The organism is Chryseobacterium sp. 22532 (genome assembly GCF_052044665.1).
In the GTDB taxonomy this organism is placed as follows: domain Bacteria; phylum Bacteroidota; class Bacteroidia; order Flavobacteriales; family Weeksellaceae; genus Chryseobacterium; species Chryseobacterium lathyri.
In genome coordinates this window covers 484,614-506,213 of the sequence record NZ_JBQENJ010000001.1, presented here as the reverse complement: position 1 = coordinate 506,213, position 21,600 = coordinate 484,614, and the positions used below count along the sequence as shown (strand labels likewise).

The window sequence follows — 21,600 nt, the reverse complement described above, 5'->3', positions numbered from 1 at the left end:
TATATAAAAGAATTGTTTTATCTTGTTTTAAATTTACAAATATTTAAATGGAGTGAATTAAAAAAAGGTAAATTTGTGGTTTAAATAATTTTAATACTCTAGAGGATGAAGAGATTGATGAGTTTTATCGCTGTTATTTTTTCAATAATGGCTTTTGCACAACAGGGAAAACTTAGGAAAGTGGCTACTGTTGGCTTTTTGAATGTTGAAAACCTTTGGGACACCATCCGTTCTGCAGACTATATTGATGGTACAAAAGATATCCGTAATCCGGCTTTCCACCGAAGCATTCCAATGGATTCCATTAAGTTTTTAGAAGCAGAGAAACATGACGGGCCCTGGAGTGACGGTGCTTTAATAGGCAAAAAAGCAGTAAGATATCAAAGCGGATCTGACGAATTTACGCCAAACAGCAGTAAAAATTATAATACTAAAATTTATAAGGCCAAGCTTGCCAACGAAGCCAAGGTAATATCTGAAATGGGTGCACAGTATACGAAAACAGCACCTGCAGTAGTGGGACTTATTGAAGTTGAAAACAGGCAGGTCATTGAAGACCTTGTAAAACAGCCTGTTCTTGCCAAATATGACTACGGAATTATTCATTATAATTCTTATGATTACAGAGGAATTGATGTTGCATTAATTTATCAGAAAAGAAGATTTACCCCGACCAATTCATTGAAAAAAGAACTAAAAGTTTTCGGTGATGATGGTAAAAGAGAATATACAAGGGACATTTTGGTAGTAACAGGTTTCCTGGACAATGAAAAAGTTGCATTTTTCATGAATCACTGGCCATCAAGAAGAGGTGGCGAAGCTGTTTCATTACCTAAAAGAAATGCTGCTGCCGCTTTACTGAAACAGCAGATGGACAGTATAAGAGCAGCAGACCCTTCCACTAAACTTTTTGCAATGGGTGACTTTAATGATGATCCTGTGAGCGCAAGTTTGAAAAATTATCTAAAAGCTGTTGCAGGCCCCAAAGATCTGAGTGAAACTACACCATATCTTAATTTAATGTATCCTTTATATAAAAAAGGGATCGCTTCACTGGCTTACCAGGATGCTCCGAACCTTTTTGACCAGATTATTGTTTCCAAAAATTTAATAGCTGATCAGGTGACAAAAGAATATTCTGTATACAAAGCAGAAATCTTTGCTCCACCTTATTTAGTGAATAAAGAAGGAAATTACAAAGGATATCCTTTCAGATCCTGGGATGGAGACCGATTTACAGGAGGATACAGTGATCACTTCCCGGCATTTGTTATTCTTCAGAAAGAACCATAAAAAAATTGACTTAGGCACTCATTTTGAGTGCTTATTTTATATACAATGTTCATTATGAAAAATCTTATTATACTATTTTTCTTCGCCTTTATTCCTTTCAGCTGTTTTTCCCAAAACAGTCCCAAGAAAGAAGAAGAAAAATCAGAAATGAAGCCTTCTAAGAACGAAGACGGAGAATGGGAGCTTACTGTGATTGATACCCAGTTTGATTACTTTTTAAATGCTGTAGCCAAACCGATCAGCCAGTACTCAGAATCTTACCTGAAAACAAAAAATACATTTCTGGTTACCGAATGGAATTCCTACTACAATTCAGGGAAATACCGGAATATTATAGAGTCAGGTATAGATTACGACCCAAGAGAAAACTACGGAATAAAATTCGAGTATAAGCTGTATCAGGTTTTTGCCTATGTCAGCTGGAAATACGGACTAAGAATGAATGGACTTTCCGGAAGCGATGCTGTTAGATAAAATAAACACTAATGTTTATACATTTGATCTACAATAAAAAAGGTTCAGAATTTCTTCTGAACCTTTTTATTTTTATAATAGCTGAAAATTATTTGTTGAATAATTCCTCCACTTTATCCCAGTTTACAACATCAAAGAATGCTGAAACATAATCAGGTCTTCTGTTTTGGTAGTTTAAATAATAAGCATGCTCCCAAACATCTAATCCAAGAACCGGAGTTCCTTTCACGTCTGCAACAGGCATTAACGGGTTATCCTGGTTTGGAGTAGAAGAAACAGATACGGATCCATCTGCATTTTTAATCAGCCAAGCCCATCCTGAACCAAATCTGGTTTTAGCCGCATCAGAAAAATCAGTTTTGAATTTTTCTAGACCTCCATAATTTTCAATGGCTGCTTTTACATTTCCTACAGGCTCTTTGCTTCCACCCGGAGTTAAAATTTCCCAGAATAAAGAGTGGTTAAAGTGTCCTCCTCCATTATTTCTTACGGCCGGCTTGCCAGTCCCAGTCTGGCAGATCTCTTCGATCGTTTTTCCTGCCAATTCAGTTCCTTCGATTGCTTTATTTAGATTGTCAATATAAGCCTGATGATGTTTTGTATAATGGATCTCCATAGTCTTTGCATCAATAGTTGGCTCTAATGCATCGTATGCATATCCTAATTTAGGTAATTCAAATGACATAATTTTTATTTTTAATGTTATATCCAAATTTAGCCAATATTTAAGCGATTATCAACAATTGGGGATTACTTTAATAAATCTTTAACATTGATATATTGATTTAGAATGAATTAATTTTTATAGGAGGGAAGCAGAAAGTCGGAAGATGGAGGTATCGCAGTATAAAATACATCTCAAAGTTGTACTTATTAATAAAAATATGAGCAGCTGTCTTTCCTTAACAGTCCCCAATTTCAAGCTTCTTAAATACCTAAACTCTAAGACACTCAAGCTATAAGATTTTCAAAAACTCTCCTATCCAAATAAAAAGCACGAAGATCGCTGATCCCCGTGCTTTTTTATTAACAATTAAATTAATCTATTTATTCATAGACATCAGGAATTCTTCGTTATTTAAAGTTCCTCTGATGTTTTTATTTACAAATTCCATTGCTTCTACAGGATTCATTTCAGAAAGGTATTTTCTGAAGATCCACATTCTCTGAGAAGTAACTTCATCTAAGAGAAGGTCATCTCTACGCGTACTTGAAGACACAAGGTCAATTGCAGGATAAATTCTTCTGTTGGCAATTTTTCTATCCAACTGAAGTTCCATGTTCCCTGTTCCTTTAAATTCTTCGAAGATTACTTCGTCCATTTTAGAACCTGTATCAATAAGCGCTGTAGCAATAATGGTTAATGAACCGCCTCCTTCAATCTTTCTGGCCGCTCCAAAAAATCTTTTCGGCTTGTGAAGTGCATTAGCATCCACACCACCTGATAAAACTTTACCTGATGCCGGCGTAACGGTGTTATAAGCTCTTGCCAATCTCGTAATTGAATCCAGCAAGATCACTACATCATGTCCACATTCAACCATTCTCTGGGCTTTTGCTAAAACAAGATTCGCTACTTTTACGTGCTTATCTGCTGCTTCATCAAATGTAGAGGCAATTACTTCCGCATTTACACTTCTTTCCATATCGGTAACTTCTTCCGGACGTTCGTCAATCAGAAGAACCATCATATATACTTCAGGATGATTGGCCGCAATAGAGTTGGCAATATCCTTAAGCAACATCGTTTTACCTGTTTTAGGCTGGGCAACGATCATCGCTCTCTGCCCTTTTCCGATAGGTGCGAAAAGATCCACAATTCTTGTTGAAAGTGTAGATCCATTTCCTGTAAGGTTAAATTTCTCTTCAGGAAAAAGCGGAGTCAAATATTCAAAGGCAACACGGTCCTTGATGAACGCAAGATCACGTCCGTTCACTTCTGTAGGTTTCAGCAAGGAAAAGTATTTTTCACCTTCTTTTGGAAGTCTTACAATTCCTTTAACGGTATCTCCGGTTTTCAGACCAAAATTTCTGATCTGTGCTGTAGAAACATACACATCATCAGGAGAAGAGATATAACTGAAATCAGATGAACGAAGGAATCCGTAGTTATCCGGAAGGATTTCCAAAACCCCTTCAATACTAACCATCCCGTCAAAACTAAACTCTTTTCTGTGCTCAGAATGATGCTCCTCATTTCTGTCAGCATGTTGTCTTTGCTGATTTTGATTTGGATTCTGATTCTGGTGCTGATTAGGATTTTGGTTCTGACCCTGGTTTTGGTGTTGATTAGGGTTCTTATTTTGGTTTCCGCTGTTTTGCGGATTGTTGTGTCCTTTTTGTTGGGATCTGGCCTGAGGTTGGGGAGTAGCAGGCTTTTCTTCTGATGGAGCAGATCCTTGAGGTTCTGCATTTTTAGGAGCTTCTGCTCTTTCTTGTGGAGTTTCTGTATTGCCTGTGTTGGCAGTTACTCTCTTTCTTTTTTTCCTAGCCTGTGCTGAATTATTTTCTTCAGGAGCGGAAACTGTTTCAGCTTTAGGCTCTTCCTGCTTTATTTCTTCAGCAGCCGGCATCTTTTCTTCTACTTTCTCTTCAGCTTTAGGGCTTTCTTCAGTAGGTGCTTTTGCTTCTGCTTTGGGTTTGGCAGGTTGTCTTTTAGGCGCTGCTTTTTTTACAGGAGCCTTTGCAGGTTTATCTGCCGGTTTTTCTTCAGTATCCATACTGGTTTCTGTGGCGTTGAAATAATCTTTTGCAACTTTAGGGTTAGAAGCCTGAAAGTCAAGAACGGCAAAGATCTTATCATTATCATTGCTGTTTCTAGCAACTTTAACGCCTAAATCTTTTAAGATTTTAGTCAGTTCCGTTACGGATTTTGACCTTAACGTTTCTATGTTAAACATACTTAATGTAAAAATGTAATTAATTGTGAGTAAGAAAAGTAAGTCCGGTGACTTTTGTTTTCAAGTACATATGTATAATGCAAATCTACACTTATTTTTGAATTGTGCAAAATTTATGTTATTTTTGCCAGGTATTTAATAATCTATGTTACAGAGAATACAGACTATATGGACCCTTTTGGCAGTTTTGGCTGCTGTTTTCCTTTTCATTACGGGACAGGATGTTGACGTTTTCGGCAATATTCCGGTGATTAATATTGGCTGTATTGTACTTGTTTTAGCAGGAGCATTGAGTATTTTCAGTTTTAAAAACAGAAAAAGACAAATTTTGCTGAATACATTCAGCATCATTATAAACGTTTTGTTGATTGGTGTATTGGCGTACTGGTTACTAAACTTATCCGGAGGAATTCAGATTCCTGAGAAGGGTATTGAGCCGGTTTTCCCATTGATCGCGGTAATATGTCTGTTTATTGCAAACGCATATATCCGCAGAGATGAGAGGCTCGTGAAATCTGTAGACCGACTTCGATAGCCTTACAACGATTTTTTGAGTGAGAACAGTTCCGAAAGGAGCTGTTTTTTTTATTTAACGCAAAGTTTCACATCTAAGTTTTATTATTTTAAGTGGAGCAAAGATGCGGGCTTCGCCGTTGGTCAAGCGGATGGTAATACGAATTTAATTCGGATTGAAGGTTGATTCAATTTTTTAAACCATTAAGATTGAATAGGCTTTTATGAATATTAAGTTCAGCTTCACTTAAAAGCAGATAATTTTCTTAATTATATTTACCCCCTTTAACCTTCTTAATGGTTCAAAAATGTATGCTCACCAGATATTTTATATCATTTCATGCAACATTTCCGTTAAGAATACGACTGATCCTATAAATTTGTATCAAAAAATGAAAAAACTAACCTACCTGGTCCTGTCATTCTGTTCAATATTTACATTTGCACAGGAAGTTTCAAAAGAAAGAGTAACCACCATACTTGCAACCCTTGCTTCAGATGAAATGAAAGGCCGCGAGATCGGAACTCCGGAAAATGATAAGGCCGCAGAATACATTGCAACGCTTTTTAAAGAAAACAAACTTGAATACTGTACGGGAAATTCTTACCTGATTCCTTTCGAATATGAAGGAAAGAAAGCTTATAATGTATGCGGCATCAAAAAAGGAAAAACAGATAAATACTTAGGATTTTCAGGGCATTTCGACCATATCGGGACCAGTGATAAAACCGGTGACAATATTTATAACGGGGCAGATGATGATGCGAGCGGAATTACCACTTTAGCAGGCATTGCCGACTATTTTAAAAATAAAAAGCCTGAATTCTCAATGGTTTTCATGGCCTTCAACGGTGAAGAAAAAGGAATGCTGGGTTCAAGAGCTATATCTACAGATACCGGTTTAGATAAGGTATATAATAATATGACTGCACTTTTCAATTTTGAAATGGTGGCTACAGAATCCCAGTTCGGAAAGAATGCTCTTTTTATGACAGGCGATGAATTTTCTGATTTTGATGAGCTTTTTAATAAGTATGCGGCCAATGGATTAAAAATCAATTCCGATCCGTATGCTGCACAAAAATTATTCTACAGATCGGACAATGTGAGCTTTGTCAAGAAAAAGATTATTGCTCACTCATTTTCTACCGTGGACATGACAAAAGCGTCCCATTACCATAACGAAAGTGATGATGTAAAGGTTGTAGATTTTGATAATTTAACAACCATCATCAACAATGTTGGAAAAACTTTGGAAAAACTGACACCACAGAATTTTGCTCCGAAATATAATAACAAAGTAAAATTTCAATAATAAATAATAAAAAACAAAACCGCCGGACTGGCGGTTTTTTCATGCCCTGAACCCTTCTAATCACTGAAAATTAAACAAACGTTTGTAACAAAAAACAATTTACTGAAACATATTAATTAAAGTAAAACAGGATTAAGAACGTCTTTTCCTTTAATTTTACGTAATTTTGCTATCCAATTTTTCATTGAATGAAACCATTACAAAGAATACTTTATTTCGCGAAACCGCATCAAAAATACCTTTTCGGAAGTATGTTTTTCAATATACTGTACTCCTTACTCAATATCTTATCTGTAGGAACTATGCTTCCTATTTTGGGGCTGATGTTCGGTACGATTGAAAAACAAGGAAAAGAACCGGTATGGAGCGGTGCCTTTGGCGATTATTTCAATTATATAAAAGATAAAGCTTATTATTTTGTACAGGTACAAATTGATCAGCATGGTGCTGTTTATGTACTTGCTGTTCTGTGTGCGATTACAGCAGTTTCATTTTTATTAAGAAATATTTTCAGGTACGTAGGCGCATTCCTTTTAGTGAATTACCGTGTGGGGATTACCAGAGATCTTCGTACGGCGATGTATAATAAATTTTTGCAGCTTCCGGTTTCTTTCTTTACAGAACAGAGAAAGGGAGACATGATGTCCAGAATCTCCAATGACATCGGAGGTGTAGAAGGTGGAATTATGGGAGTACTGGTAGATATCATCAATGCTCCGTTCATGATTATCTCATCATTGATTGCCTTATTTTTACTGTCCCCTCAGCTGACACTCTTTTCACTGGTGGTTTTCCCGGTTATGGGATTATTGATCTCCTGGACGGGGAAAAGCTTAAAAAAGCAGGCTCATTTTGCCCAGGCTGAACTGGGAAACCTATTTTCACTGGTAGACGAAACTTTAAAATCTTCTAAAGTAATCAAAATCTTTAATGCGGATAAGATCCTTAAGAACAGATTCAACGAAACAACGACCAACTGGCAGAATTTCGCCATAGATATGAGCCGAAGAAGAGAATTGGCCTCTCCTATGAGCGAATTCCTTGGCTCCATTACTATTCTTATTATTACGTGGTATGCCGGAACTCAGATTTTAGAGGAACAGACTATGAAACCTCAGGCTTTCCTGGTTTTCATCGGAATGTTCTTCCAAATCCTGGATCCTGCCAAAAAGCTTTCCAGTGCAATATCTTCTATCCAGGGAGGTATGGCAAGTTTGGAAAGAGTAGCTGAAGTTCTTGATTATGATTTAAAGGTAGAAGAAATTGCAGAGCCGGTTTCTATCTCTACCCTTAGCAACCAAATTGAATTCAAAAACATTGGATTCTATTATGATAAAGACAATGTTATCCTTAAGAATTTCTCACTGATCATTCCGAAAGGAAAAACCATAGCACTTGTAGGACAGAGCGGGAGCGGAAAAACAACGATTGCCAACCTTCTGGCCAGATTCTATGATGTGAATGAAGGTGAAATTTTAATTGACGGAACCAATATTAAACATTTAAAATTAAAAGAATACCGTCAGCTTCTGGGAATGGTAACCCAGGAGTCTGTATTGTTCAATGATTCCATCTATAATAATATACTGATGGGTAAACCTGAGGCCACAAAAGAAGAAGTTATTGAGGCGGCAAAAATTGCTAATGCCGATACCTTTATTTCAAATCTTCCCGAAGGCTATGATTCCAATATCGGGGATGATGGGAATAAACTTTCCGGTGGACAGAAACAGAGGGTTTCTATTGCCAGAGCCGTATTGAAAAATCCACCGGTAATGATCCTGGATGAAGCCACCTCTGCCCTGGATACTGAATCTGAAAGATTTGTTCAGGATGCTTTGGATAAAATGATGGAAAACAGAACATCACTGGTTATTGCCCACCGCCTTTCAACCATACAAAAAGCAGACTGGATTGTAGTAATGGAGAAAGGAATTGTAGTGGAACAGGGAACACATCATGACCTTATCGCTAAGAAAGGAATGTACCACAAACTGGTGGAACTTCAAAATTTCGACTAATCGTTTATTGAATTAAATTTCACTTAAATGAATCCTATACAAGAGTACTTCTACAGAATTAAAGAACCTGAAAGAAGTGCTCTTTTGTTTTTACGCAAAAAAATTCTGGAATCTGATACGGAAAATATAACAGAAACATTAAGCTTCGGACTTCCATTCTTTAAATACAAAAAGAAAATGCTGTGTTATCTTTATTACAGCAAAAAGTATAAGCAGCATTATGTAAGCTTTTATCACGGCGATAAACTCGATTACCCTGAACTTATCCGGGATGGCAGAAAGAAATTTAAAATCCTTTTAATTGATATGGAAAAAGACTTACCTGTTTCTTTTATTATGAATGTCATTGATGATATAAAGCAGTACCTGTGACCAGCCAATACAGAGACTAAGCTCAACAAAATACAGCTGAAAATTCTTTTGCTTTAACGAAATGCAAAGTTATTTAAATCAATCTGGTACAATCAAAATAGGACTACATAACATCATGCATGAGTAGAAAAATTCAGGGTACCAGGCTTATATTTTAAGTATAAAGTTGTTGATGTTAATATCAGAGGGGATATCCAATTTTTTTCGGATTCTATATTTTCTGCTTTCAATCGCTCTCACACTGCTATTGGTACATGAAGCAATTTTTTTAGTATCAAAATTCAGTCTCATTAATGCACAGATATGGATTTCGGAACTAATAAGACCTGAGTTGATATTTAAAAGGTTAGGCATAAAATCCGGAAAATAAATCTGAAATTTTTCAATAAAGAGAGGTGAATCTACTTCTGCCAGCTCTAAAATTTCGGCAATATTGTCTTCAGTAAGATTATTGTTAGTGATCTGCTGTTTCATCAATTCATTATTGGTCTTAAGCAGGTCTTCGATGGTTGAATCTTTAATCTCCGTTTCCTTCATTAAACCGTTAATGAGTTTATCTTTCTGGTATATAAAGAACGCATCTATGAGAAATTTCGTAAAGCAAAAAATGATATTAAGCAACTGTATTATCTTAAAGTCTGCCTCCTTGATATATTTGCTTCTTGGTAAAAAATTCAATTCAAAATATAAACAGCCGACAAAGTTTAGAGCAATAATGATCACAATAAACAATATAAGATAATAATCTTCTTTGTAATTGAAATAGAAAGGCAATGCAAATAAAAGCGAAAAATAGAAATATTCAACACCTGCATTCCTAGAAGTATATATATAGAAAAAACTTATTATGAATGTAAGAGCTATAAAAACAATTATTATTGTTGCTTTTAAAACTCTTCTGAATTTACTGATTTTTCCTATAAAAAATATTAAAAATAACCAGAAAAAAGTAATACAGATAAGAAATGTAGATCTCCCACCATCTCCAAAGAAAAATACCGAATAAAATAAAAACAGTAAAAAAAGAAATAAAAGATAACGATTGATCAGCTTTATATAGTTATGGTCTAAATAATTATCATATACTTCATTTTCACTGTTAATTAGTTTAGAAATCCTGTTTATCATATTCCAAAACGTTTAAAATGTGACTGTATTACAAAATACACAGTAAAGATAATTCTCCCACAGATTGATTACAAACTTATATTTTAAAAATACGCTTCCACTTGGAAAGCGTATTCCGGCTCATTCGGAAATAGTTCGCCGTTTGCGTATTATTAAGTTTATTTTTTTTCTGATATTCAAGGATATTGAGAATGGACCTTTGGTCATAGGAGCGAAGTTTTTGATTTTTACTTTCCACTAAAAGCTCTTGCTTACCAAAAATCATTCTGTTTAATGCTATAATATCTATAACAGTATTAATCGTTTCAATTTTTTGCATGATCCTGAAATTATTCATTTTATCAGGGAATTTCTCCTCAATAATATCAGTATATATTTTTTTATAATCCGGCCCTGTATCTTTCATGCTTTTTTAATCCACTTGGAAAGAGTGGTTTTAGGTATTCTGTATTTCAGGACCACGTCATTCATTGTCATCTTTTTGCTGACAATCTTTTCTATTATAAAACTCTTCACTTCCTCAGTATATATGTTTTTTCTAAAAGCCGGCAAGTTATCTTTTGGCCTAGAAATATCATGCCTCTTACTGGGAGGGGCATAAAGAATCAAATGCCCGCTATACACCCTAAAAAAATCATACTCCAGTAACTTGCTCCATCTTAACAATAAAAAGGTATCAATACTGCTTTCCCGATACATACTTTCAATCTCGTTCTCACTGCATTTCATAAACTTCTCAATTCTGCCGACAGGCATCCCAACTTCACGAACCCGTTCATGTATAAGCTTTCCAATATGTATACTTTTTAAATTCATTCTTCATTTGTTTTTATTATTGACTGAAAATATTAACTATTGCTGTCGCGGGTACAAAATTATTGACAACCCACGTAGCCCCCTCATCATAACCTACTCAATATTACGCATGAGTAGTAAAACTCATACACAAAGAGATTATGGAGGAATCAGAATAATTTCAAACTGTCAGCTTCATATGAAAACAAAAAAGGAGAAAACTTAATTTCTCCTTTTTTTATATTTTGACTTATCCTATATTAATCTTTCATTTTGGCGATCACATCCAGACCTCCTTTTGTAATGTCTCCTATCTTGCAGATGATTTCGGTATCCAAGGGCAGGAAAACATCCATTCTTGAGCCGAATTTAATGAAACCGAACTCATGTCCTGCTTTGGCCTGATCTCCCTCATTACAGTAGAAAACAATCCTTCTTGCCACATATCCCGCGATCTGTCTGAATACGACCTGATGATTGGTTGCTGTTTCTACAGCTACCGTAGTTCTTTCATTCTCTGTAGATGACTTTTCGTGCCATGCCACAAGATATTTTCCGGGATGGTATTTCTTATAGATCACTTTTCCGGAAACCGGATATCGGCAGATATGAACATTCAGCGGTGACATGAAAATGGAAACCTGGATGGCTTTTCCTTTAATAAATTCAGTCTCATCCACTTCTTTGATCATAACCACTTTTCCGTCTACCGGAGCAATCACATTTTCTCTATGCTCAAGTATATTACGGTCCGGAACTCTGAAAAACCAAAATACCAAACTATAAACCACCAATAATGGCATAATGATCAGCAAAGACCATATTTTAAGAAAATAAATAGCCAATATACTTATGATGATAAACAGTATCGTTGCTACGGTAATCGTTCCTTTTGATTCCTTATGTAATTTCATTAAATAAATTTTTCTAAAATAAAGTACAAATATACGACAGGAACGCAGATTAAAAAACTGTCCAGTCTGTCCAGTACACCTCCATGCCCCGGAATGATGTTTCCACTGTCTTTTACCCCGAAATTTCTTTTAAGCTGGCTTTCTACCAGGTCACCCAACGGAGCGAATGCAGCAACCAGGAAACCTACCACCATCCAGTTTCCGCGAAGTTCCGGTTGGTAATGCTCTACAAAGTAAGATAAAACCAGCGTCAGGATAACTCCTCCGGCATAGCCTTCCCAGGTCTTTTTGGGGGAGATTTTAGGGGCCATTTTATGTTTCCCGAAAAACTTTCCGGTAAGGTAAGCAAAAGTATCACTGCTCCAGATCAGGATAAACAGGAAAAGGACCTCAAGTGAGAACGTCCCTTCAAAGCTGGAAAACTTGGGCAGACCTAATGCAAAGCTGAAAGGCAATGCCACATAGATTACCGTAAATATCAGTTTTCCGCTGTCATAATATAATTCATTGGAATATTTGAATAATGTAACTACCGCAATAGCAATCAGGGAAATAGCCAGTATTTCGTTCAGTCTGAAATCGAAAAAGAAATCATGCTTGAAATATCTTTTGGAAAAAATATAATAAATAAAAATGACCAGCGGAAGTACAATCCATTTTTCATAGCCTTTCCCAAACTTCATGATCTTAACGCATTCCCAGGTACCTACCAGCAGCAAAAGACTTATCAGACCGTAATACAGGTATTCCTGTCTGATAAAATCCGGATGGATCTTGTTGATCAGCTGGGCACCCAGCGGTGTTGTGCAAAGAATGATAACGGCAACGTAAACAAGTCCGGAAATGGTTCTTTGAATAAGGTTTTTGTCCAAAATGTAAAATTTATAAGTTGATGCTTAATCTTCAAGCAGCAATAAAAACAGTTTTGTATTCGTATTGGAAGAAGTATCTAAGCTTGACTGACCTCCACTGATGGAAGTAAGGTTCTTGATATTCCCATTTCTTTTTATTTTTCCCATCGCATCATTAAGGTTGTTCACAATTTGTGATACATTGGCCATGATAATGATTTTACTCGGAAGTCTTGAAGAGTGGTAATGCAGGATATTGTTGTGCGAAAGCATGATCCTGCCGTCATAGGCAATAAGATATTCGCAGGTAATGAAAGCAGCATCGTTGCTATGCTCCATTTCAGAAGTATAGGGTATTTTCACTACGTTCAAGAAGTTTTGAAGCTCCTTGTCCCAGCAGAAAACATTACTGATTCCTTCTATTTTCACAATCTGGTTTAAAGTCTGTAGAGCTTCCGCTTCATCTGCACAGTAATTAAAAAAACCTCCTGAATGCGTAAATAATTGCGCAAACTTATAGTCAAGATCCGCATTTTTCAGCGAATCCCCGAGCTTTTCCAGACTCTGTTTTTCTTCTTCCTCAGGCTGGTTGGTAAGTTTGCTTACAATCCTCTTGAATAAATTCAACTTAATCTATTTTTAGTCAACTTTATACAAAAATAGAAAATTAATTACAATAGATTCTAAAAATAGTCCTTAAATATGAAAAAACCTGACAATTCTAAGAATGTCAGGTTTATTTGAATATATTTTGGAAGTATTTTAAAGCTGAGTCGGGCTTTCCGGAGCCTGAATTTCACTTTCTTCTTCTTTATCTTGGATAATGATCTGCTCATCGGGTTGTTTCACAGTAGAAATCGTGCTGGTAACAGGTCTTTCTGTTAACTCAGGATCCCATGCTCTTTTACCGAATATATCTTCAAGATCTTCGCGGAAGATCACTTCTTTTTCCAAAAGTTTATTTGCCAAAGCATCAAGCTTATCTTTATTCTCAGTAAGAATTCTTACCGCTCTTTCATATTGAGTTTCGATGATCGATTTGATCTCTGCATCAATTTTCGTAGCCGTCTCTTCGGAATAAGGTTTACCGAAAGAATATTCAGACTGGCCTGAGCTGTCATAGTAGGAAATATTCCCAATATTAGGGCTTAGTCCGTAAACAGTAACCATAGCCTGCGTTCTTTTCGTTACTGATTCCAAATCAGATAATGCTCCTGTAGAAATATTATTGAAAATAACCTGCTCTGCTGCTCTGCCTCCTAATGTTGCACACAATTCGTCCAGCATTTGCTCAGTAGTGGTCAGCTGTCTTTCTTCCGGAAGATACCAGGCTGCACCTAAGGAACGTCCTCTCGGAACAATTGTTACTTTTAAAAGTGGTGCTGCATGTTCTACCAGCCAGGAGATCGTAGCATGACCTGCTTCATGATAAGCAACTCTTCTTTTTTCAGAAGGTTTGATCGCCATATTCTTTTTCTCAAGACCTCCGATGATTCTGTCTACAGCATCAAGGAAATCCTGTTTTGTAACAGAAGTATGACTGTTTCTTGCTGCAATTAATGCTGCTTCGTTACATACATTCGCAATATCCGCTCCACTGAATCCAGGGGTTTGTTTTGCTAAGAAATCTCTGTCAACGGTGTCATCCAGCTTGATTTTTTTCAAGTGAACATCAAATATCTCTCTTCTTTCATGCAATTCCGGAAGGTCTACATAGATCGAACGGTCAAAACGTCCGGCTCTCATCAGGGCTTTATCAAGGATATCCGCTCTGTTGGTAGCAGCCATTACAATAACGTTAACGTCTGTTCCGAAACCGTCCATTTCTGTAAGAAGCTGGTTCAGGGTGTTTTCTCTTTCGTCGTTTCCGCCTGAGAAATTATTTTTTCCTCTTGCACGTCCGATAGCGTCGATCTCATCGATAAAGATGATAGCCGGGGATTTAGCTTTTGCCTGGGCAAAAAGGTCTCTAACTCTTGAAGCTCCTACTCCTACGAACATTTCTACGAAATCTGAACCTGAAAGGGAGAAGAACGGTACTTTGGCCTCGCCTGCAACAGCTTTTGCCAATAATGTTTTCCCGGTCCCCGGAGGGCCTACAAGTAGAACTCCTTTAGGAATCTTACCTCCCAGTTTTGTATATTTTTCAGAATTTTTCAAGAAGTCTACTACTTCCTGTACTTCTTCTTTAGCGCCTTCAAGACCTGCAACATCTTTAAATGTCACCTGGATTCTTTCTTTTTCGTCAAAAAGTTTCGCTTTAGATTTTCCTATTGAGAAGATCTGTCCGCCAGGACCTCCGCCTCCACCCATCTTTCTGAAAAGGAGGAAGTAGAAAAGACCTAAGATCGCTATCCATATCAATGCTGAAACCAGGATATCCATGAAAGGATTTTTGCCTGCCCCATAATCTTTTGTGGTTTTGATGTTAGCGTCTGCAGCTTTTATCTGATCAAATTTCTGAAGGAAAAGCTGAAGATCTCCATATTTTACGGAAAAATCTGCTTTTGGAGCCATATCGAATGCAGAAAGAGGGTTGCTTTGGTTGGCCGTTTTACTGACCATTGCTGTCTTTGCTGCTTTTGTCAGGAAAACATCAGCTTTCTCTGTGTCTTTGTATATGATAACGTTTTGGACCTTTCCTGCCTGCATTTCCCTAAAGAAAGCATCCTCATCAATAGATTTTGCACTGTCGCCTCCTAAAAAATTGGAACCGAAAAATAACAAAAGAGCCACGATTGCAATTGGAAAAAACCAGTTGAATCCTTTATTGTTCATTTATACTTTTTAAAATTTAAAATTCATATTCTATTTTGGTAATTGCCGCATCTCCCCATAGTTCTTCAATATCGTAATATTCACGTACTTCTTTCTGGAAAATATGCACTACCACTGTTACATAATCTACCAAAACCCACATTGAGTTTTCGGTACCCTCTACATGCCAAGGTCTATCTTTAAGATCGTTTCTTACTTTTTTCTCTACACTTCCTGCCAATGCAGAAACTTGAGTATTGGAGTTTCCGCTACAAATTATAAAAGTTTCCGCTACAGAATTTTCAATTTTTGAAAGATCAAAAATCATTATATCTTCTCCTTTTACGTCCTGGATGGCTTCAACAATTTTATCTATTAGTGCCTGCTTTTCTGCTGTTTTATTCATTAAAATATCTATAATCTGCAAATTTATTGTTTTTCTTTTACTTTAGCCTTATTTTTAGCCCTTTAAAGTCTTAAAGTTTTCTTAAATGGGTCAATTATTTTATTTAAAAGAGTGTTCTTCTACTAATGACGAAATATCCCGGTTTTTACTTTACGGAAATTCAGATTTTATCGCTTTATATACATTCAACCAAACTAAAGGCCGCGGACAATATGGAAATACCTGGGCGGCGGCAGCCGGAAAAAATGTTGCGTATACGCTGGCTGTTAAGGCTCAGAGCGTTCTGCTCTCAGATTTTATATTCAATTACTATACCGCAGTGGTTATCCGGGATTTCCTTGCCAATTTGACTGATAATGATGTAAAGATAAAGTGGCCGAATGATATTATCCTTAAAAATAAAAAAATCGTCGGAATTTTAATTGAAAAGAAAAAAATTAATCAAAATAATTATTTTATCATTGGGGCAGGCTTCAATGTTCTGCAGGATCATTTTGAGGAAATATCGCAGGCAGGATCACTTCTGACGCAGACCGGACAGGTTTACAACCTTGATGATTTTGCTTTAAATCTTCACGAATATCTATCAGAAAAACTGAAAAATATTCCTTCGGAACAGGAAATCATTGATCAATTCAACCGGAATTTATTCCGTAAAGATGAGATCTCAGTTTTCGAAATAGAAAAAGAGAGACAAAATGGCATCATCAGGAATGCTGACGAAAAGGGAGAGCTCTGGATAGAACTTGAAAGAGATGGCTTAAAGGCCTTCTATCATAAAGAGATCAAGCTTCTTTACTGATTGGCTCTTTTCAGATACAGGTATAGTGTAAGAGGGAAGAAAACCATATTAGGCAGCCACATGGCAACAGCAGGCGACAGGCTTTTGTTCTCTGAAACCACTTTTAATGCTTCAAATGAGAAAACAAAAACAAACGCAAGGGAAATCCCTATGGCAAGGTTAACTCCGAGACCTCCTCTTTTTTTCTGGGATGCCAGCGAAAGCGCCAGAAACGTCAAAATAATAATGGAAACAGGCATTGAAGTTCTCTGATGAAACTCATTAAGATAAGAATTCAGGTTGCTATTTCCTTTTTCTTTTTCCCTGTCAATGAATTTTATAAGCTCTGGAGTAGTTTTATTCTGTCCCAGAAGCTCGTTCGGGAAAAGCTCTTCCGGGGAATGCCCGTAGCTTTTCTTTATTTCAGCACCACTGCCCAGTTTTTCAGAGTTATCTTTATTGATGGTCTTTTCCAGATAGTTGGTAAGTGTAAATTGTTTTTTAGCCTTATCCCAATATACTTCCGATGCCTTAAGCTCGTAAGTCATCTTTCTGGTTTTATCAAATTTCTGATATACAAAGCCTGAACCTCTCGTTTCTCTTTTGTTCCAGGAATTCACGAAAATGTATTCCATTTTGCTTAATTGTGCAGAGGCAGGACCCGTCCCCAGGATCTTTTCTTTATTCGCCGCATTATAGGTATAGGCCTCAAGTTGATTTTTCTTGATATTAGCCCATGGAAGCACCATATGATTCACCAGAAGTGATATCAGTGCAATGAAAAGTGAGGTATACAGGTAAGGCTTTGCGAATCTGTGGAAACTGGCTCCACTGCTGATGACTGCAACAATTTCAGTATTATTTGCCATTCTGGATGTGAAATAAATCACGGAAATAAATACCAGAATAGAAAGAAATGTTACTATCAGGTTAATGATCCAGAATGGATAGAAATTGATCAGGAAGTACATTAGATCCAGCTTAGGGTCCAATGCTTTTGCATTTTCTATCCTCGGAATCTTCTGCTGCACATCAATCACCAATACAACTATAGACAGCAATATCAGCATGAAACTGAATGTTCCAAGGTATTTCTTAATGATATATCTGTCTATAATTTTGATCATATTCTTCTCTGTTTAAAGTCTTTGTCTAAGAACCGGCACTACAGATTTTTTCCATTCATAGAAATCACCTGCCACAATATGCTCTCTCGCTACTTTCACAAGATCCAGATAAAATGCCAGATTATGTACTGACGCAATTTGTTTTGCAAGATATTCTTTTGACACAAATAAATGACGCAGATATGCTTTTGAATATTCTCTGTCTACATAACTTGTTCCAAACTCGTCGAGAGGAGAAAAGTCACGCTTCCATTTTTCATTTTTAAGATTCATTACGCCCTGCCATGTGAAAAGCATTGCATTTCTGGCATTTCTGGTAGGCATTACACAGTCCATCATATCGATACCTAAACCAATGGACTCAAGGATATTCCATGGAGTTCCTACTCCCATAAGATACCTTGGTTTGTCTTTAGGAAGAATATCCGTCACTTCGTCTGTAATTCTGTACATTTCCTCTTCCGGCTCCCCTACAGACAGCCCGCCAATAGCATTTCCTTCCGCTCCTGCTTCGGAAATAACTTCTGCCGATATTTTTCTAAGATCTGAATAGGTAGATCCCTGAACAATCGGGAAAAGCCTTTGCTTATGACCGTAAATCTCTTTATTTTGCTCGGTCCATTCAATACATCTTTTCAGCCAACGGTGTGTAAGCTCCATAGATGTTTTGGCCTGATTGTATTCGCACGGATAAGGCGTACATTCATCAAAAGCCATGAAAATATCTGCCCCGATCTGTCTTTGGATTTCCATAGACTTTTCCGGGGTAAACATATGATAACTTCCGTCGATATGAGATTTGAACTTCACGCCTTCTTCAGACATTTTTCTGCTTTTGGAAAGCGAAAATACCTGAAAACCTCCTGAATCGGTAAGGATCGGCAGATCCCAGTTCATGAATTTGTGCAGTCCTCCTGCTTCCTGCATAATATCCATTGTTGGACGAAGGTACAGGTGATAGGTATTACCCAGAATAATCTGGGCTTTAATGTCTTCTTTTAATTCTCTCTGATGAACTGTTTTCACACTTGCAACAGTTCCTACAGGCATAAAGATAGGCGTCTGGATCTTGCCGTGATCTGTAGTGATCTCTCCTGCTCTCGCTTTTCCTTCAGAGGTTTTTTCTATATTAAAAAATTTCATTCGTATATTCTTTTAATTCGCCGCTATTAACGATTCTGCTTTGGTGGCAGAAAACGTTTCCGCATCATAATTACCTGTTTAAAACGGGCGCATTTCCACTGTTTTTCAGCTTATCTTGTATATATTTATCCGCTTTGGGGTCTTTTTTTAATACTATTTTTTGTGCGTCTTCCGCAATATTTTTCATTTTGTCTTTAACAACATAATATTTAAAGCTTTCTACAAAATCCTCAGATTTTATCTTGTGGGTTTTAAGGATAAACCTTGTTCCTGCTTCTAAATTTTTGTTTTGATAGATAATGACTGCCTGATCCGTAATAGCAAGATCAGCCAGGATTTCAGCCATCTTTTCAGGCTCGATCAGGTTTTTAGGCTTGTCGATATAGTCGCCACATGAGAACATGCACAGGGTAACGAAAATGAAGACCAGTTTTTTCATAATCTGTTGATTATTGATTTCCATTTTAAATTTAAAACTCCAAATACAGCTTCATGAATAATGCCGCCGTTCATTTTACTTTCTCCTAAAATTCTGTTTGTAAATATAATAGGAACTTCTACAATTTTAAAACCTTTTTTAAAAGCTCTGAACTTCATTTCAATCTGGAAGCCGTATCCTTTAAGCTTCACATTATTCAAGCCAATCTCTTCGAGAACTTTCCTGGAAAAACAGACAAAGCCTGCGGTTGTATCATGAATGGGGAGCCCCAAAATAAACCTTACGTATTTGGAAGCAAAATAGGAAAGCAGAACCCGTCCCATTGGCCAGTTCACTACATTGACTCCTTTGGAATAGCGTGATCCTATTGCCATGTCTGCATTCAGACAGGCTTCGAAAAGTTTGGGTAGATCATTTGGATTATGTGAAAAATCGGCATCCATTTCAAAAATATAATCATATTTGTTTTCGATAGCCCATTTAAATCCGTGGATATATGCCTTCCCCAAACCGTCTTTTACATGCCTTACCGACATATGGAGATGGTGTGGGAATTTTTTTTGCAGGTCTCTAACTATTTCTGCTGTTCCGTCCGGAGAAGAGTCATCCACCACCAGAATATGAAAGTCATCTTCCAATGCAAAAACCGCGGAAATAATATTTTCTATATTTTCCTTTTCGTTATAGGTAGGGATGATGACGAGTTTTTTCATTTCAGTTTGCAAAGATAGTTTATTTAACCTTTTTATTTTATACAAAATAATCTATAATTTTGCAAAAAATATTCTTTTGCTGTTATCACAAAACTTTATAAACCACGTAAGAATACCTGAGAACAATGACTGGGTAATCTTTATATTAATAGGATGCATATTTCTGTATGTTTTCATGATGAATATCATCGAAAGAGATGCCAGCCTGAAAGACTTTCTGCTCCAGAAATATTTTGATGCCAGCAATAACCTTCCGAGCTGGATCATTACTTCCTGCGTAACGGCACTTACACTATCTGCTTTAGTTTCACAGTATATTCCCATCGTTCCGAAATACATTAATGATCTGCAGTTTTTCGGGTATCAGCTTAATAAATTTGGATATACACTGCTTGCGGTCATATTTTTTTATGCCTCGAAATCTGCGTTGGGCTTTTTATTCTACCAAAGCATAGGTGACGGCAGAAAATGGACTATTTTTTATTTTACCTCCACAAAATTCTACTTTATCCTTTCATTTTTGTTAATAATCCTGTGTGTAACCCATTATTATTTCCCGATAGACAGAAATAAAATATTTTCGTATTACTTCTACTTCTTTGCGTTTGTTGCTGTTTTCAAGATTTTCTTCTATTTGTTTCACAAAAACAATATACTTCCCGAAAAATGGTATTATAAATTTTTGTATATTTGCACCCTCCAAATCGCACCTTTATTGTTGCTTTGGAAGTTGTTATTTTTTTAATAAAAGTCAATGATGAGAATAAAGTCTATATTGGTTTCTCAACCAGCGCCTAGTGAGTCTTCTCCATATCTGGATATAGCAAAGAAGGAAAAAATAAAGATTGATTTCCGTCCTTTCATCCACGTCGAAGGAGTTGACAACAAAGAACTAAGAACTCAGAAGATAGATCTGACGCAGTTTACTGGGATTATTTTCACCAGCAAAAATGCGATAGACCATTACTTCAGACTTGCCGAAGAATTGCGTTTTGCGGTTCCGGATACGATGAGATATATCTGCCAGTCTGAGGCGATTGCCAACTATCTTCAGAAACATATTGTTTATAGAAAGAGAAAAATTAGTTTTGGGGAGAAAAACTTCTCGGATCTTCTACCTCTGTTTAAGAAATTCCCTGCTGAAAAATACCTTCTGCCGTCTTCAGATGTCTTAAGCCCGGATATCGTAAAAACGATGGAAACGGCCAATGTGGACTGGACAAGAGCAATCATGTACAGAACGGTATGCAGCGACCTTACGGATATCAATGCTAAAGATTATGATATGCTGATCTTTTTCAGCCCACAGGGAATCAAATCTCTTCAGCAGAATTTCCCGGATTTCAAGCAGGAAGAAACAAAGATCGGTGTTTTCGGAAACACTACTTTAGCAGCAGCGGAAGACGCAGGCTTAAAGGTAGATCTTATGGCTCCTACAAAGGAAACCCCATCTATGACAATGGCACTTGAAAAGTATATTAAAGCTCTTCATAAGTAGACTTTAATACTCAATATAAACAGCCGTCTTTTCAATACAGGAAAGATGGCTTTTTTTTAACTAAATTTGAACAAGAATTAATATTGAATGAAATGTCCTATAAATTATTCTCAAATTATGAAAATCTATAGCACATTACACCAGGCCAAATAAATTTAA

Annotated in this window: 23 protein-coding genes; 9 read left to right on the top strand and 14 right to left on the bottom strand. The window is 36.7% G+C overall.

Going from position 1 to position 21,600, the window contains the following annotated elements:
* Positions 1-105: 105 nt before the first annotated feature.
* Entirely contained in the window at positions 106-1,293 is a 1,188-nt protein-coding gene (locus tag ACTJIV_RS02440) for an endonuclease/exonuclease/phosphatase family protein (RefSeq protein WP_223558106.1), read from the top strand.
* 54 nt (positions 1,294-1,347) lie between these two features.
* The gene (locus ACTJIV_RS02435; protein WP_111959037.1) at positions 1,348-1,767 is read left to right on the top strand and encodes a DUF6146 family protein; all 420 of its coding nucleotides are present in this window, start codon (positions 1,348-1,350) and stop codon (positions 1,765-1,767) included.
* An 88-nt stretch (positions 1,768-1,855) separates the two neighbouring features.
* On the opposite strand, the gene ACTJIV_RS02430 is transcribed toward ACTJIV_RS02435, so the two are convergent.
* Together ACTJIV_RS02430 and rho are read right to left on the bottom strand one after the other, a co-directional pair.
* Positions 1,856-2,452: a superoxide dismutase gene (locus ACTJIV_RS02430; RefSeq protein ID WP_440625382.1), complete on the bottom strand. Its 597-nt coding sequence runs from the start codon at positions 2,450-2,452 to the stop codon at positions 1,856-1,858.
* Positions 2,453-2,810: 358 nt separating this feature from the next.
* A complete protein-coding gene (gene rho / locus ACTJIV_RS02425) occupies positions 2,811-4,667 on the bottom strand; it encodes a transcription termination factor Rho (protein WP_336377823.1) in 1,857 nt (618 codons plus the stop codon).
* A gap of 145 nt (positions 4,668-4,812) precedes the next feature.
* Here rho and ACTJIV_RS02420 point away from each other — a divergent pair, with 145 nt between their 5' ends.
* From ACTJIV_RS02420 to ACTJIV_RS02405, 4 genes are all read left to right on the top strand, one after another.
* Positions 4,813-5,202 (top strand): DUF4293 domain-containing protein, encoded by a 390-nt coding sequence (locus tag ACTJIV_RS02420; protein ID WP_111958828.1) that lies wholly within the window; start codon positions 4,813-4,815, stop codon positions 5,200-5,202.
* Between the two features lie 370 nt (positions 5,203-5,572).
* On the top strand, positions 5,573-6,496 hold the full coding sequence (locus ACTJIV_RS02415; RefSeq protein WP_440625379.1) for a M28 family peptidase: 924 nt from the start codon (positions 5,573-5,575) through the stop codon (positions 6,494-6,496).
* A gap of 188 nt (positions 6,497-6,684) precedes the next feature.
* Positions 6,685-8,517, top strand: a complete 1,833-nt coding sequence (locus ACTJIV_RS02410) for an ABC transporter ATP-binding protein (protein ID WP_111958826.1) — start codon at positions 6,685-6,687, stop codon at positions 8,515-8,517.
* A 27-nt stretch (positions 8,518-8,544) separates the two neighbouring features.
* Positions 8,545-8,889, top strand: a complete 345-nt coding sequence (locus ACTJIV_RS02405) for a DUF1801 domain-containing protein (RefSeq protein ID WP_111958824.1) — start codon at positions 8,545-8,547, stop codon at positions 8,887-8,889.
* A 147-nt stretch (positions 8,890-9,036) separates the two neighbouring features.
* Here ACTJIV_RS02405 and ACTJIV_RS02400 read toward each other — a convergent pair whose 3' ends face one another.
* The 8 genes from ACTJIV_RS02400 to rsfS form a co-directional block, all read right to left on the bottom strand.
* A complete protein-coding gene (locus ACTJIV_RS02400) occupies positions 9,037-9,426 on the bottom strand; it encodes a helix-turn-helix transcriptional regulator (protein WP_223558101.1) in 390 nt (129 codons plus the stop codon).
* 667 nt (positions 9,427-10,093) lie between these two features.
* Complete coding sequence (locus tag ACTJIV_RS02395; protein ID WP_111958820.1) at positions 10,094-10,423, bottom strand: helix-turn-helix domain-containing protein; 330 nt, start codon at positions 10,421-10,423, stop codon at positions 10,094-10,096.
* The gene (locus ACTJIV_RS02390) at positions 10,420-10,833 is read right to left on the bottom strand and encodes a transposase (protein WP_111958818.1); all 414 of its coding nucleotides are present in this window, start codon (positions 10,831-10,833) and stop codon (positions 10,420-10,422) included. The genes ACTJIV_RS02395 and ACTJIV_RS02390 overlap by 4 nt, the downstream gene beginning before the upstream one ends.
* A gap of 239 nt (positions 10,834-11,072) precedes the next feature.
* Positions 11,073-11,726: a phosphatidylserine decarboxylase family protein gene (locus tag ACTJIV_RS02385; protein WP_111958816.1), complete on the bottom strand. Its 654-nt coding sequence runs from the start codon at positions 11,724-11,726 to the stop codon at positions 11,073-11,075.
* Positions 11,726-12,598, bottom strand: a complete 873-nt coding sequence (locus tag ACTJIV_RS02380; protein WP_111958814.1) for a phosphatidate cytidylyltransferase — start codon at positions 12,596-12,598, stop codon at positions 11,726-11,728. Before ACTJIV_RS02380 ends, ACTJIV_RS02385 begins: the two co-directional genes overlap by 1 nt.
* A gap of 24 nt (positions 12,599-12,622) precedes the next feature.
* Entirely contained in the window at positions 12,623-13,204 is a 582-nt protein-coding gene (locus ACTJIV_RS02375) for an LUD domain-containing protein (RefSeq protein ID WP_440625375.1), read from the bottom strand.
* 135 nt (positions 13,205-13,339) lie between these two features.
* Positions 13,340-15,355 (bottom strand): ATP-dependent zinc metalloprotease FtsH, encoded by a 2,016-nt coding sequence (gene ftsH / locus ACTJIV_RS02370; RefSeq protein WP_223558098.1) that lies wholly within the window; start codon positions 15,353-15,355, stop codon positions 13,340-13,342.
* A gap of 16 nt (positions 15,356-15,371) precedes the next feature.
* Positions 15,372-15,740 (bottom strand): ribosome silencing factor, encoded by a 369-nt coding sequence (gene rsfS, locus ACTJIV_RS02365; protein WP_111958808.1) that lies wholly within the window; start codon positions 15,738-15,740, stop codon positions 15,372-15,374.
* A gap of 85 nt (positions 15,741-15,825) precedes the next feature.
* On the opposite strand from rsfS, the gene ACTJIV_RS02360 reads away from it, so the two are divergent.
* Entirely contained in the window at positions 15,826-16,542 is a 717-nt protein-coding gene (locus ACTJIV_RS02360; RefSeq protein WP_440625372.1) for a biotin--[acetyl-CoA-carboxylase] ligase, read from the top strand.
* Here ACTJIV_RS02360 and ACTJIV_RS02355 read toward each other — a convergent pair.
* The 4 genes from ACTJIV_RS02355 to ACTJIV_RS02340 form a co-directional block, all read right to left on the bottom strand.
* Complete coding sequence (locus ACTJIV_RS02355) at positions 16,536-17,645, bottom strand: LptF/LptG family permease (RefSeq protein WP_223558344.1); 1,110 nt, start codon at positions 17,643-17,645, stop codon at positions 16,536-16,538. The genes ACTJIV_RS02360 and ACTJIV_RS02355 overlap by 7 nt on opposite strands.
* Positions 17,646-17,660: 15 nt before the next feature.
* A complete protein-coding gene (tgt, locus tag ACTJIV_RS02350; RefSeq protein WP_111958804.1) occupies positions 17,661-18,791 on the bottom strand; it encodes a tRNA guanosine(34) transglycosylase Tgt in 1,131 nt (376 codons plus the stop codon).
* Between the two features lie 70 nt (positions 18,792-18,861).
* Positions 18,862-19,230 (bottom strand): DUF4296 domain-containing protein, encoded by a 369-nt coding sequence (locus tag ACTJIV_RS02345; RefSeq protein WP_111959031.1) that lies wholly within the window; start codon positions 19,228-19,230, stop codon positions 18,862-18,864.
* The gene (locus tag ACTJIV_RS02340; protein WP_111958802.1) at positions 19,227-19,943 is read right to left on the bottom strand and encodes a polyprenol monophosphomannose synthase; all 717 of its coding nucleotides are present in this window, start codon (positions 19,941-19,943) and stop codon (positions 19,227-19,229) included. Before ACTJIV_RS02340 ends, ACTJIV_RS02345 begins: the two co-directional genes overlap by 4 nt.
* A gap of 76 nt (positions 19,944-20,019) precedes the next feature.
* Here ACTJIV_RS02340 and ACTJIV_RS02335 point away from each other — a divergent pair, with 76 nt between their 5' ends.
* On the top strand, positions 20,020-20,688 hold the full coding sequence (locus ACTJIV_RS02335) for a DUF4271 domain-containing protein (protein WP_223558096.1): 669 nt from the start codon (positions 20,020-20,022) through the stop codon (positions 20,686-20,688).
* A 12-nt stretch (positions 20,689-20,700) separates the two neighbouring features.
* On the top strand, positions 20,701-21,441 hold the full coding sequence (locus ACTJIV_RS02330; RefSeq protein WP_111959027.1) for a uroporphyrinogen-III synthase: 741 nt from the start codon (positions 20,701-20,703) through the stop codon (positions 21,439-21,441).
* Positions 21,442-21,600 lie beyond the last annotated feature (159 nt).